The sequence below is a fragment of the Fodinibius salinus genome (genome assembly GCF_008124865.1).
Lineage (GTDB): Bacteria > Bacteroidota > Rhodothermia > Balneolales > Balneolaceae > Fodinibius > Fodinibius salinus.
Map to the genome: position 1 here is coordinate 303,576 of NZ_VNHY01000003.1, position 14,862 is coordinate 318,437.

The 14,862-nt window shown below is 40.2% G+C and carries 9 protein-coding genes; 6 read left to right on the top strand and 3 right to left on the bottom strand.

Translation table 11 applies throughout. The features are described from left to right. Window positions 1–12: 12 nt before the first annotated feature. The gene (locus LX73_RS10515) at window positions 13–1,458 is read right to left on the bottom strand and encodes a GWxTD domain-containing protein (protein WP_148899458.1); all 1,446 of its coding nucleotides are present in this window, start codon (window positions 1,456–1,458) and stop codon (window positions 13–15) included. 211 nt (window positions 1,459–1,669) lie between these two features. Here LX73_RS10515 and pyk point away from each other — a divergent pair, with 211 nt between their 5' ends. Then, window positions 1,670–3,100, top strand: coding sequence for a pyruvate kinase (gene pyk, locus LX73_RS10520; protein WP_148899459.1), 1,431 nt, complete (start codon window positions 1,670–1,672; stop codon window positions 3,098–3,100). Window positions 3,101–3,201: 101 nt separating this feature from the next. After that, the gene (gene porW, locus LX73_RS10525; RefSeq protein ID WP_148899460.1) at window positions 3,202–5,775 is read left to right on the top strand and encodes a type IX secretion system periplasmic lipoprotein PorW/SprE; all 2,574 of its coding nucleotides are present in this window, start codon (window positions 3,202–3,204) and stop codon (window positions 5,773–5,775) included. An 8-nt stretch (window positions 5,776–5,783) separates the two neighbouring features. Here porW and LX73_RS10530 read toward each other — a convergent pair whose 3' ends face one another. Next, window positions 5,784–6,866, bottom strand: coding sequence for a quinone-dependent dihydroorotate dehydrogenase (locus LX73_RS10530; RefSeq protein ID WP_148899461.1), 1,083 nt, complete (start codon window positions 6,864–6,866; stop codon window positions 5,784–5,786). A gap of 295 nt (window positions 6,867–7,161) precedes the next feature. On the opposite strand from LX73_RS10530, the gene LX73_RS10535 reads away from it, so the two are divergent. Next, window positions 7,162–8,427, top strand: a complete 1,266-nt coding sequence (locus LX73_RS10535) for a bifunctional folylpolyglutamate synthase/dihydrofolate synthase (RefSeq protein WP_148899462.1) — start codon at window positions 7,162–7,164, stop codon at window positions 8,425–8,427. A 131-nt stretch (window positions 8,428–8,558) separates the two neighbouring features. Then, window positions 8,559–10,031: a transcription termination factor Rho gene (gene rho, locus LX73_RS10540; protein WP_148899463.1), complete on the top strand. Its 1,473-nt coding sequence runs from the start codon at window positions 8,559–8,561 to the stop codon at window positions 10,029–10,031. 194 nt (window positions 10,032–10,225) lie between these two features. On the opposite strand, the gene sppA is transcribed toward rho, so the two are convergent. Beyond that, window positions 10,226–12,013: a signal peptide peptidase SppA gene (gene sppA, locus LX73_RS10545; protein WP_148899464.1), complete on the bottom strand. Its 1,788-nt coding sequence runs from the start codon at window positions 12,011–12,013 to the stop codon at window positions 10,226–10,228. A 103-nt stretch (window positions 12,014–12,116) separates the two neighbouring features. Here sppA and LX73_RS10550 point away from each other — a divergent pair, with 103 nt between their 5' ends. Both LX73_RS10550 and alr read left to right on the top strand, forming a co-directional pair. Beyond that, window positions 12,117–13,715 (top strand): phytoene desaturase family protein, encoded by a 1,599-nt coding sequence (locus tag LX73_RS10550; protein WP_148899465.1) that lies wholly within the window; start codon window positions 12,117–12,119, stop codon window positions 13,713–13,715. An 81-nt stretch (window positions 13,716–13,796) separates the two neighbouring features. Further along, window positions 13,797–14,861 carry an alanine racemase gene (gene alr, locus LX73_RS10555; protein WP_148899466.1) on the top strand — a complete coding sequence of 355 codons (1,065 nt, stop codon included), beginning with the start codon at window positions 13,797–13,799 and terminating at the stop codon, window positions 14,859–14,861. The last annotated feature ends 1 nt before the right edge of the window (window position 14,862 follow it).

The following is a 14,862-nucleotide window of genomic DNA, read 5'->3' on the forward strand; positions in this document are numbered from 1 at the left end:
ATTTTGTACGAATTAAATATTACGCTGCAATATTAATCCTGTTAGCCAAAGTTCAACTTGTTGGTATTGTATAGAAAAATAGGACTGTGAACGTTCGAGAAGATAGTGCTGGAAAGGAAAATATTGTGACTGCAATTTTGGCTGGTAGAAATAAAAATTTCTTTCAGGATCTGATCGATTGTAAGAATATGACCACTGCATTTCATCAAGCCTGTCTTCAATATACCAAGGAGAGCCAAAAAGGATATATATCATTCCGAGATCGGTTTTCCATCCTTCCTTAAAGTTAGAAAACTGTTTATTAGCTTCCTCTACTCGATTGTAATATTTCTGAATAATACTTTTTGTTTTATTCTTATTGCCGATATGTTTGAGCCAAAATCGATCAATAGTTTGTTTTAAGGAATCTGGATTATTGATTTTAAGTAATTTATCATACTTATCTTTACCCATCAAATAGACAAGGGGACGAGCCAGTTCTTTTGCCGTTTTAACAGAGGGATAGTTCTTGCTTTTTACCCCAAAGTCTCGTGCTTTAAAGTGATTGCCAGATTCTCCGCCTGTTTTATTTGTTTCTACTCTAAATCGATAATTTCCTCTTTGTTGATTAGCAAAAGTAAACTCAATTAATACATTACCAGCTTGCCGTAATTTTCGTTGGGTCGATTCAATTGTTTGGGTATCATCGTATTCAATTCCTTTGTATCCAATGGTAGAGGGACTATAGTTATTGTAGTGCATAGGACGGGCAGGAGTGGTATCAGAGGCAAATCGTATCAGTTTTGAATTGACAACCAAGGGTTTGTCAGAGCTGTTATTAGTTACTTGAAAAACAAATCGCAGGGAATCAACACGTCCGGGCACATCATAGGTTGTAATAGGGGACCAGCTTGGAGTATTATTCTCCATATTTTTACCTAACATTTTAATGTTCGTCAAATTTGGGATATTGGCAGCCGGATTTGGAATGAAGGTTTTTGTAGAACTAGCAATTTTTTTCTTAGATCGAAGGTCAGTTAGCGTAAAATTTATTTTGTATTTTCCGGGTTCAACCTCTAACTCTTTTTGAAAAGTAAATGTTTCTTGACTATAAGCTATATTGGGGTCTTCTTTTTTGATCTGAAAGGTATATTGTTTGGAATCTATAACATCAGTTGAATCAGATTGTTTAATTACACGTACATCAACGGCAAGTTTAGATATATAGTTACTTCCTTCTTGATTATAGATGAGACTCCCATAAACGATATCAGCGGCAAGGTTGATGGTGGGATTTCCTTGTTCATTAACAAAACCAAAAGCAGAAAATCGAACTTCGGGATGCCCTTCTTTAAAATTGTAGGTACTTCCTCGTTCTACATTGGGGTTAAAAGACTTTGAGCATCCCAAAAATAAGCTGCAAAAGATTCCCGCAATGGTGCAAAAAACAAAGAAATTGTGATCTTTTATTGTAAACATTTAAAGGAAGTATTGTATTTAAATGTATGTAAATCAATATATCAATTGATATCCAATTTCAAAGATTTATTAAAAAAAGTGTTCAAAATATAATAGACTATAAATACCAAGTTTTGGTATTCAGCAAGATTCGAAAAGCAGGCATAACGTTTATAGATAATATTTTATACCTTAAACACTAATAGAATTTACTTAGCTAAATAATTATTTCATGAGCATAAGTGAGCGCAGAACAAAGATTGTTTGCACCCTGGGCCCCAGCAGTAATAGTGAACAAAAAATAGACCAGTTGGTGCGAAATGGAATGGATATTGCTCGTCTTAACTTTTCGCATGGTACTTACGAGAAGCACGAAGAAGTTATTTCTAATCTTCGCACCGTAGCTGATCGGTATGATGTAAGCCTGCCTATTTTGGCGGATTTGCAAGGCCCCAAAATTCGTGTAGGTGAAATAAAAGATGGGGCATGTGAAATTTCAATGGGTGACTATATTACCCTTACCACCAAAGATGTTGTAGGTACCGCGCAAAAAGTACCCGTCGATTATAATGGGTTGATAGATGATGCCGTAGAAGGTAATAAAATTCTTATTGACGACGGATTGCTGGAACTCAAAATTGTGAAAAAAAATAGTGACAGCCTTACTGCACAAGTAATGGTGGGTGGTACGCTTAAATCCCGTAAGGGTTTAAACTTGCCCAAGGTAGATTTATCGATGGCTTCGCTTACGGATAAAGATATTGATGATCTGGAATTTGCCGTCTCAAAAGGGGTTGATTATATCGGCATGTCGTTTGTACGTTCGGCTGATGATATCCAGGAAGTAATATCACGGGTACGAGCCTTAGATTCCAATGCCGGAATTATTGCAAAAATTGAAAAGCCCGAAGCTGTAGAAGTTATAGATGATATCATTGAAGAATCCAGCGGTATTATGGTAGCCCGGGGCGACTTGGGCATAGAAATACCCAGTGAAAAAGTGCCGATGGTGCAAAAAAATATTATTGACCGCTGTCGCAAAGCCGGCAAGCCAGTTATTACGGCTACCCAGATGTTGGATTCTATGATAGAAAACCCGCGTGCTACGCGAGCCGAAAGTTCTGACGTTGCCAATGCAGTGCTTGATGGAACGGATGCAGTGATGTTGTCCGGAGAAACGGCGGCTGGTGAATATCCTATAGAGTCTATTCGAACGATGGATAAAATTTGTCGATCGGTAGAGGGTAACGCTCCTCATATCTATAATAGTTTAAGCTATCGCAAGCCCGAGTGGAAAGAGAAACAGGTTATTGAATCACTGGCATATTCTTGTGTAGCTTTGGCAGAAAATGTTGATGCTAAAGTGATTAGTACTATTACGCATTCGGGAAGCACGGCCCGACGCATAGCGAAGTTTCGTCCGGGAGTACCGCTTGTGGCATTTACAGAAAGCGAGGAGGTACGCCGCCAGCTGGGACTGATCTGGGGTGTTCGTCCTGTAATGATAGATGAAATTTTTGATACGGATCGTAGTGTAAAGGTCATGGAAGATTATTTACATAAGAATGGACTGGTTAGTAGTGATGAACGGGTTATCATTGCCACCGGAATGCCCATCGCAAAACGGGGGCGTACCAATATGATTAAAGTAAGTACTATTTAAAGTTAGTGTTTTATAATCACATAGGTGTAAATATAACTTATACTTACTGTTGCAGAGTTAAACATGAGATTGATTACATTTGATAATGTGAGTTTTTTGAAATGAGGTCAGCTGTAGAAATTGATATAAGAATAAACATCCTTTTGGGAATATTCCTGTGTTCTTTGTTGACAGCAGGCTGTGGACAACCGATCAAAAATTCTTGGGGCAACTTTCGGGCTTATTATAATACGTACTATAATGCGGAAAAAAATTATCAGGCAGGGTTAGAAAAGGTTCGTGATCAACCTGTTACATTAGATCCCGCTAAACCGATTCGAATACATCCATCGCCCATACAGGCGGGCAAAGCAGATTTTGAGCAGGCCATTGAAAAGGCTGCTAAAATTATTCGTAAATTTCCCGACTCTAAATGGACGGATGATGCCTTGTTCTTGATTGGTAAATCCTATTACTATCAGCAAGAGTTTTTTGCGGCATTACAAAAATTCGAAGAGCTCCGTAATGCCAGTGAGTCAGCTGAGATGGAACGCCAGGCCATTATCTGGAAGGGGCGAACACTGCTTGAACTGGAAAATTACAGTGAGGGCATAAGTTTTTTAGAAAATGAACTGGTACAGTATCCCAACGACTGGCCAGATGGTAAAAAAGCAGAAATCCGTATCATATTTGCCCAGCATCAGGTAATGCTTGAACACTGGCAAGAGGCTGAATCAGCTTTTTTAACCGCACTACCTGATATCGAAAATAACAAACTATTGGGACGCACCTATTTCTTATATGGTCAGGTATTAGAACGTCTAGGCAGATATGGAGAGGCTTATATCGCTTTTTCCAGAGTCAGTAAAAACTTTGTTGATTTTGAGTTTGGATACTGGGGAGAGATGAAACGGGCCGATGTCGCTCGTAAAAATGATAAGTTGGATTTGGCTCTTTCGATTTATAAAAAATTACGGGCTGATGATAAGAATGTGGATAGAATTTCTACTATTAATTATGAGATTGCCCGTACGTTAGAAATGAAAGGGAATGTTACGGAAGCTGAACGTCGATATAAAGACTTACTGTACAAGTCATCAACAAGGAATATTGGTAGTATCAGTGGAAAAATTTATTTCCGATTGGGTATAATTAACAGTGAATATCACCATAATTTTCGTCGGGCAGCTGCCTATTTTGATACTTCTTCGTCAGTAAGTAATAAGCCCAATATAAATAGTAATACACCAGATGCCCAGACGATGGCAGATGCTTTTGGACAATATGTGGGGCTAAAAAATAGAATTGCACGAGCTGATAGTCTGCTGCATTTGGGATCCCTTACCGCCTTACAACTGGATTCCGCTATTGCAGATATAAGGAGAAAAAAACGACAAGCGCTTTTGGAGCAGCAAGAATCAAAATCAAATAGAAAGTTAGCCAACCGGGAATTGGCGAATGATAATAACCAGCAGCTTGCATCCGGCGAATATGGGTTTCTAAACTATCGCAGTGCTCAGTTTGTACAACGCGGAATATCAGAATTTAGAGTTCGGTGGGGTAACCGTCCATTGGTTGATAATTGGCGCCGCATTGAGGTTGTCCGGCAATCTGCCTCCGGTGAAGAAGAAATAGTAGCAAAGAAAACACGCAAAAATATTACTGCCGACTCTTTAGCTGTTGACTTTTCACTTGATGACATTCCTCGTAACGAGCAGGCTAAAACCGCTCTTCACAAAGAAAAGGCAAATGCCCGGTACGAGTTGGGTAATTTATTCTTTTTTACCTTAAATATGCCGGATAGTGCTCGTTCATATTTCCGAAAGGTGACTAACAGTTCGCCATCTAAATCACTCCGGGCACGAGCCATGTATTCATTATATGAGAGCTACAATACACAAGAAAATACGGAGAGCCTGAACTATTGGAAAGATCGTATTTTAAAGCAGTATCCCAACTCGGAATATGCACATGCGATACGCAACAAAGGTTCAGAGATTAATGAAGCTTTTGCAGAGGACAGTAATTCTGTTCTGAGAAAAAAATATCAGCATATTGTATCTTCTGAGCATTACAGTACTCCAACAGCATTGCGTAAGCTGGCCCTTGCTAATCGATCGTCTGCGCTGGCTCCACATATTTATTATGAGGCTATTGAGCGATATATCCATCGCGCCAAGAATGAAGAGGCTTTGGCTGATTCTACCGGAATATTTACGGCTGTTATTGCCAATAGTGATAACAGTGCAAAAAAATCATTTGAAAGCTCTGCCTGGGATAGCGTACGTTTTGCACTCGGCCAATTTGATACCACCTTTACCAATGCCAGTCAACAAAAGAAAGTAGCGGCAATGCGTTCATTCCTGGAAGAGCAAAGAAAAGCAGGTGATATTACTACGTGTAAAGAGCAAGGTATCTCCCTTACCATTTTACCCGATAAAGAAACGTTTTTATCGACTGTTGATTATCCTCAAAAATTAGAGAGGAAATCTATTTCTGGAGAAGTGGTTTATCGTTTTACCCTTTCTTCCGATGGCAGTATTGAATCATATACGCTAGAATCTACCCGAACCTCTCTGGGAATTGAAGAAGCATTCGAAGATGCTTTTGATGAGTCTTTGCGTTTTGGTTCGTTGCCGGATACTGTGACAGCAGATCGTATTCGCTGCACTATTCGTTTTCCCATTCGGCAATAGGAGTAAAATTATTCTGAAGCAGCAAGTTGATGAATCGATGAGATATTGCGTTCTCTAATGTGGTTAGCCAGTTTTTTGTTGATTGATTTTACTAAACTTGGTCCTTCATAAATGAGTCCGGTATAAACTTGCAGCAGGTCGGCACCAGCCTTTAGCATTTTGAGTGCTGTATCAAAAGAATCAATACCTCCAACCCCGATGATAGGTTTCTGTCCATTGGTTGCTTTACTAATCCAGGAAATCATTGCTACGCTCTTGGACGCAAGAGGACGTCCGCTGAGTCCGCCGCGCCCAATCTGCCTGAGAGTACTTCGATTGGTGGAAAGATCATCACGTGATGATGACGTATTACAGGCCATATAGCCATGTATGCGATGTTGCTCGCATATATCCAGCAACTCCATAAGTTGAGGTTTCGTCAGATCAGAAGAAAATTTGACTACAGTAGGTACTGTTCGGGCATCTTCGCGAATGCTCAGAGCAGAAAGGAGTTTAGCAAGCACTTCGGGATCTTCAAATGTTTTGCCCTCAGTGGTATTAGGGCACGAAATGTTGATGGTAATATAGTCGGCAATTTCTTTAGCTTTGGTAAAACTATATACATAATCTTTAATTCCCGCTTCACCCATAATATTACTGTCATGTGTTTTTGCAATATTGATACCCAAGGGTATCGACAGGTTCTTGTTTTTTAGTCGTTTTATAATGGTTTGGGTACCATCATTATTTAAGCCCATGCGATTTATTAGTGCCCGGTCTTTGGGTAGCCGAAATGCTCTTGGTTTGGGATTACCGGTGCTGGGCTGTTGGGTAATGCTGCCGATTTCTACAAATCCGAATCCTAAGGCTTCCATGATTTCGGGAATGTCACCATTTTTGTCAAATCCGGCAGCCAGACCAATGGGGTTTCGAAATGAAAGCCCCCAAATCTGCTGTTCAAGTTCAGGAGCTTGATAGTCATAAATACCTTTTGCCAGCTGCCCTAATAATGAATTTTGAGAAGCTGCTTTAGCAAAGCGATGGGTTAACGTGTGGGCATATTCCGCATCAAGCTGGAATAAAAGTGGTTTTAACAGAGAGTTATATATCATTGTTTAAAGCCGTATATTTTTTGCACGCTCAAACTAAGGAGCTTTATGCTAAAACAAAATTTTAGATTATTGATATTTAAAAGTGTTTGTCGGTCAATGGATAACACTGAATGTGATGGTGAAGGGATGAGCTACTCATATTCTTCATTCCGAAGATCATATTAAAAAACAGTCTAATAATGATTGCCTCAATGGAAATATGGCACTTTTCCTACCACTCAGTGGTCCAGAAGACACATAGAAGAGAAAAGTTACGTTATAATTAATTTTACTTTATAAAAGTATTTAGCCTGTGATGGATTGGAATTCGGCGGATTCAGTTGCAACCTATTTAGAAAGTCTTCCCAAGTTTAAGTCCACAGGGGTTGAGTCAGCTAATTTTGATCTGTCGCGGTTCCGATCGTTTTGCAACGATATGGGAAATCCACAGGAAGATTTTGCTGCCATTCATGTAGGAGGTACTAACGGAAAGGGCAGTGTTTGCCGAATACTGTCGCATATATTGCAAGAAGCAGGATACAGCGTGGGGCTTTATACCTCTCCGCATATCAGGGCATTCTCTGAGCGATTCCAAATTAATAATGAGCAGATTTCGGATGATGCGCTGGTTCTTTTTTTTGAACAGTATGCTTCTCTTATTGAGAAATATGAGTTAAGCTATTTTGAGATAAGCACAGCCATCGCTTTTTGGTGGTTCCAAAAAGCTAAGGTTGATATTGCCATTATTGAAGTAGGATTGGGGGGACGGCTGGATGCAACCAATATCATTAATCCAATATTGAGCGTAATTACCAGCATTGCATTAGATCATACCGACATACTTGGTGACACTATAGAGGAGATCGCTCGCGAAAAAGCAGGGATCATTAACACAGAAACCCCGGTTGTTATTGGTGACTTGGATGAAAAAGCCAAAAGTGTAATTCGGGAGATTGCATCCACAAAAAATAGTACTGTTGCAGGGATTAATGACCTACAGTGTTCTTATTCATCCTGGGGAGGGTACGTCTTAGAGGCGGGAGGTCACAGTTTAAAACTAACCAGTGGCCTTGATGCGCCCGTTCAGCGTAAAAACATTGCCACTGCTTGGCGATGTTTACAGCAAATTAAGGATTTTTTTCCTACAACTGTTGATAATTTTGCTAAGGGTATTGCAAAGACAAAATCAACAGAGGGACGTTTTGAGAAGTTGGTGCCAAATAAAAAGTGGTATTTTGACGGAGCGCATAACCTTGAGGCGGTTCAGGCACTCAAAGAATCTGTTGCTGCGGTGGGAACAGTATCTCAGGCTGTACTAGTACTTTCGATTATGAAAGACAAGTTGACTGCAGAGATAGCAAAGGAGCTTTCGGAATTCAAAAATATCTTTTATTATGAATTAAAGGTTGAACGGGCGGCAACTTTTAACGATATTAATGAACTGTTGCCAAGCGCACATTCCTTTCCGAGCTCTCGTGTTCAAAAACTTCTTTCTGACAAGTTAGAATCAGAATTAGTAATTTTTGCAGGAAGTTTTTACTTTTATTCTACAGTTCGGGATTGGGTTAATAATGTTGATTAAGAATTAATTCATATCTACCTGAATTGCTCCCTTTTGCAGTGTAGATCTACACCACTTAGGGCTTAGCCTTAATATTCTATCACTTTTTTTACGTATTGCAAATCAATAAAAATATCTAGAAGCATATTATTATGTCGGATTATAAAACCGATGGAGTTTCTCTTGAGGAAATTGATACCCTTGACCAAAAAACGGTTACAGAACTTCGGAATTTAGCACAGGAACAAGGGCTTTCTTCTGTTTCAAATCTGCAAAAGAAGGAGCTTATAGATCGCATTACCCAATCAGTAAGAGACAAGGCCAGAGCTCGTGGGGAGCTTGATGATAATGGTGGGGGAAAGAAGAACAGAAATGGACAAAAAAACCGACGATCGGATAATAAGTCTAACAATAGCCGGTCACAGAAGAAAAAAAATGTACATGAGATCCTTCCGGAATCTGATGCTCCAACTTTAGAAGAACGAATTGAGGAAATACGTCCTGAATTGGGACCTTATCTGGTGCAGGAGGGGACGCTCGAAATTCTCCCTGATGGTTATGGTTTTCTTCGATCAGTTAACTATAATTACAAGGCCAGTCCGGATGATATTTATGTTTCTCCTTCGCAAATTAAACGGTTCCGACTAAAACAGGGTGATTGTGTGATCGGCATCATTCGTCCCCCCAAGGTAGGGGAGCGTTATTTTGCCTTACTCCGTGTTGACGGTGTGAATGGCAAAATTCCCCGCGATATGGATAACCGTGAAGATTTTGATGATCTACTGCCCATTTATCCCGAGGATCGACTGCAATTAGAGCATGATCCCACTGAATATACCACCCGGACACTTGATCTTTTCTCCCCACTTGGCAAAGGCCAGCGTGGACTTATTGTAGCTCAGCCCAAAACCGGTAAAACAACGATATTACGCAATATTGCAAATGCCGTAAATGAAAATAATCCTGAGACAAAAGTCATTATTCTACTTATTGATGAGCGTCCGGAAGAAGTGACGGAAATGGAGCGAACGGTTGATGATGCCGAAGTGGTCGCTTCTACCTTTGACGAAAAACCTGAAAATCATATTGGCCTTTCAGAAATTGTTTTTGAGAAGGCAAAACGTATGGTCGAAAGCGAACACGATGTGCTTATCCTTATGGATTCAATCACGCGCTTAGCCCGTGCTTACAATGTATGCCAACCATCATCAGGACGTACAATGTCTGGCGGTGTAGATTCAGAAGCACTTAAAGCCCCAAGACAATTGTTCAGTTCTGCCCGGAATATTGAAGACGGGGGGAGTCTTACCATTTTAGCAACAGCTCTTGTGCAGACCGGTTCGCGTATGGATGATCTTATCTTTGAGGAATTTAAAGGCACCGGTAACATGGAGATAGTGCTTGACCGCAACCTCTCTGAGCGTCGCATCTATCCAGCGTTGAACATTTTTAAAAGTGGTACACGTCGAGAGGAACTCATTGTGCCGGAAGAAGAACACGAAAAGGTGGTCTTGCTTCGACGCTACTTAAATCGGATGAATAGTTTTGAAGCGATGGAGTTTGTGTTGGATAAGATGAAAGGTACTGAAGACAACGAAGAGTTCTTGCTCTCAATGAACAAATAGCCTACCATTACTTATTGTCTGCTGATAAAACAGTCTTTTCTCTCAGATCAGATTATAACACCTGCCATTTTATTTGCTTTGGCAAATAAAACTACACCCGCAGCGAGAGCCACGGATGTAGATAAAAGACGGTCTAATATGCATTTTCGTATTACATAAGGACCTTGCAAAGGTTGTAATTTAAAAGAAACTTTTTATTGGATTGATATCTCATAGGGCATAAGGAACATGGCATCACGACGTTTTAAGATAGATAACTGCCGTTTGATATTTTGGGCCGTCTCGTTGTTAAACCATTGATTGCCCAGCAGAGATTTAGCCTGTGCACCGGCTGAGTTTACAAACATTTCGTAAATGCTTTTAGGCTTGGGATAGTTGTCAACTTGGTAATTTTCCAGATCAGCTCTTTCGGCTGCAATTGAGAGCGATTTTTCTAATCCCCCTAACTGATCTATGAGTCCGTTTTTCTTGGCGTCAGAACCGGTCCATACACGCCCCTGAGCCAGTTCATCAATTTTTTCTACATCCATACCGCGTGCAGCGGCTACCTTATCAATAAATGTTTGATAGAAACCGTCGATGTATTGTTGAAAGGCCTTTTTTTCGGCAGATGTAAAGCTGCTTGTTTGGCTTAGCCAGTCGGCATGCTTATGAGATTTCACCTCGTCAAAAGTAATGCCAATTTTATCAGAAAATAATTCATTAGCATTAAACTTGGTACCGAATACACCAATAGAACCGGTTATGGTGGTAGGTTCAGCAATGATGGTATCGCCGGCCATGCCAATGTAATAGCCGCCGGACGCAGCTACATTACCCATTGAAACAATGACAGGCATTTCTTTTTTCGTTTCTTGGAGCATACGCCAGATAACGTCCGAGGTACTGCCTGATCCGCCGGGACTTGAAATTCGAACGACCAACGCTTTCACATTGTCATCATCACGAATTTTTTCAAGTTGTTTCTCAAAAAAGGTACCGGTAATAAACTCTCGATTATCAAATGGAGAGTTACTGGTCACTTCAGGTAAAATAGGTCCCTTGGCATTAATAACTGCTATTTTATCGGATGTCGAAGGTGTATTTAATCCAGCCGAAGAAGCTGATACTTTAGTATATCGGTTGTTGGAGATGGTATTAAATGATTCACCCTCTTCCAGTTCCAGCCGATGCTCGATATGAGCTTTCATCTGATCGGCATACATTAGAGAGTCAATAAGTTGTTCCTCATATCCAAATTGGGAGGTAATATTTGGTTTGGCATTTAACAGGCTATTTAGCGACTCTATTGAATGCCCGGTTTTTTGTTCAATAGCATTTAAAAATGTTTTACTTGTTTGATCAACAAGCTGAGTCAGCTGGTATTCATTTTCGTCTGACAGCTCTTTCCGATAATAGGGTTCTACCGCTCCTTTATATTTACCGTGTCGGGTAATTTCAGTTTGGATACCAACTTTTTCGAACATACCGTCATAAAAAGTGACTTTGCTGTAAAAACCATCGAATTCAAAGAACGTTTCCGGCGGAGCAAAAACAGAATCTGCAGCTGTGGCTAAAAAGTATCCCTTTTCGTTAAATCCTATATCATTAGTACTGGCATAAACAAATTTGTCAGTACTATCTCTAAATGTTTGGATTGCATGGTGTGCTTCTTGGAGGTTGGCCCATCCCTCAGACATAAAATCTATATTAAGCCAGACACCTTTAATATTTTCATGGGTTTGGGCTTTTGCTAAATTAGCTTTTAATGTTTGTAGCGACACCTTATTATTCTCTTGGTTAAATAACTCATCTAATGGATTGGAAGAGGATTGGGTGGGCAACGTGCCGCTCAGCGGAATTTTCAGGACAGAATTACTGCTCACATACGGTTCGGGTTCTTGTGATGTACTTGAAAGCGTAATAATACCAATAAAGAAAAGAATCAAAAAAGCGATAAATGTTCCAAGTGTAGCTGCAATTAGCGTCTTTAAAAATTTCATAATAGTATGAGACAGTTATTTCAAGAAATTAGATAATTGTACTGTAGATATTAGCGGTACGAAAATTGATAGCTTATGTTATTAAAAGTGTTTGTCATAAACAATGCCTAAACAAGATGTCATAATTATAGGATCTGGTCATAATGGCTTAATTACAGCCTGTTATCTGGCTAAGAATGGATACAGTGTAACTGTGCTGGAGCGGCAGGAGCAGTTGGGTGGGGCCGTAAGTACCGAGACCATGTTCAAATCACAAAAATATCCGCAGGGATTTCGAATGGATGTGGGATCTTCAGTGCATATCATGATTCACCAGACAGGTATCATCGAGGAGCTGGAACTGGAAGAATATGGCCTTGAATATATCCCAATGGATCCCATCATGTCGTATCCCGTACCGGATGGTCGTGGTGTTATTCACTTTTTCAAAGACCTGGAACGTACCCTTGAATCTATATCACAGGTAGTACCCGAAGATGTTGATAATTACCGAGAATTCGTGAAATTCTGGGGACGTATTAACGAAGGTGTACTAAAAGCATTTATGGTACCCCCGAGCGGTAAAAATATTATGACTGAATTGGCCAAGGGACAGATCAAAAATGGATCTATGTTTGAAAAAGGAGGGCAGACCGATGGGTTACAAAAGATATTTAGCAGTTATGGTAAAGTTGTAGATGATGCGTTTGAAAATGATTATTTGAAAGCAGCAATAATGTGGTTTGCGGCACAGTCTGGTCCCACGCCCGATCAGCCAGCTACCGGCGATTTTGCAGGATGGCAGTCGATGCTCCACAAAAGTGGAGCCAAACATCCGAGAGGGGGTAGCGGTATGTTGACTCAGGCTATGGCTAATTATTTAAAAGCTCATGGTGGGAGCCTACAAACCTCAGAACCAGTTGAAAAGATTATTATTGAAAATGGAAAAGCAATAGGCGTAAGAACAACAGAGGATGAGTATCGTGCCAAGACCATCGTATCTAATGCCCATGTGCAGACGACGATGATGAAGTTAGTGGGACGCGAGCATTTACCTAAATCCACCTACAAAAAAATTGAAAATATCAATGTGGGTAATGGTTTTGGAATGGTCCTGCGCTGCGCTGTTGAAGAGTTACCACAGTATAAGGCATGCCCCGACGATCCATATATTCATAATGGTATGCAGTTACTGGCACCGTCTGTTCAGTATATGAATAATGCTATTGGTGACTATTTTAATAAGAAACCGCCGGAAAATCCTGCTGTTTTGGCCATGACATTTTCTAATATTGATCCTGATGTGGCGCCGAGCGGTGGGCATACTCTTTTTGCCTGGGCGCAGTGGCATCCGTATGAATTGCAAGAAGGGCTTCACTGGGATGATATTCGTGAGCATGAGGCCCATAAAATTTATAATGTTATTACCGAGTATGCACCAAATATGGAAGGTAAATGTATTGACTGGTATATTCAATCTCCATTGGATATAGAACGAAAACACGGTTTGCTGAAGGGGAATGTTATGCATGTAGAGATGAGCTTTGATCAAATGTTTATGTTTCGTCCTATTCCAGAAATGAGTGAGTATAAGACTCCCATTGAAAACTTATATCTGTCTTCTGCTTCTTGTCATCCGGGAGGGGGAGTTTTTGGTGCAGCCGGATATAATGCAGCTACCGTAATTTTAGAAGATTTAAAAACCTCTTGGTTTCACTTTTAGCAGAAACATGGTAAGTGAATAAGTAGAAACTTTAAAGTTGATATAGTTTATATTTTCTTTTAGAAATTTTGAAGATTGATTATGATTAAAAAAACGAATTCTACTGTTACAGTAGATCTTTCCAAGCTGACAACAAATATTGACAGTTTGGAAGAGCACATTCAAGAAGGTACACGGATCATGGCCGTTGTTAAGGCTGACGCCTATGGACATGGTGCCACAGAGGTTGCTGCACATATTGAGAACCGAGTGGGGGGCTTTGCAGTGAATGATATTCAGGAAGGGATAGAACTTAGAGAACATGGCATTACGAAACCAATTCTCGTTTTTGCCGTTCCGGAGAAGGCTTCGGCTTCACAGTATCGGGTACATAATTTAACCGCGACCGTTAGTGCGTTTGAACATTTTAACTGGTTGCCGAATGGTACTTCTTTTCACCTGAATTTTGATACAGGTATGGGACGCTTGGGATTTCTTCCTGACGAGGCAGAAAAAATTTCAGCATTAATTTCAGATCATCCTACGCTGTTTTGTACCGGTATATACAGCCACTTTGCTACGGCTGACACCCCCAGTTCAGAGCAAGTATTAGAACAACAATCTATTTTTAAAGAAATTCGATCTTATTTCTCTGATGAACTAGCCACGCATATTGCTAATACCGGAGCAACGGCATTTTATGATACTAAGCAGTTTAATATGGTCCGTTTGGGAATAGGGCTTTATGGATATCCGCCGGGCAAGCAAGAAATTCCCGGTATTTCACCGGTTCTAGATTGGCAATCTCGATTGGTGCAAGTAAAAAAGGTAGCTAAAAAGAATTCAGTCAGTTACGGTGCTAATTGGACGGCACCCCGTTCGGGAAATCTCGGAATCATCCCGGTGGGATATGACGACGGACTAAAGCGCAGTCTTTCGGATAAGATCAAAGTGCGAATAGAAGGTAATATCTATAATGTCGTAGGAACCATCACTATGAATTATTGCATGGTATACTTGGATGGTGATTATTATGAGCCGGGCACTGCGGTAGAATTATTATATGATAAAAATGATGCTACTGATTGGGCCTCTTCAATAGATACGATTCCCTACGAGATACTTACAAGCATCAATCCTAAAATTCGAAGGAACTATGAAAATTAAC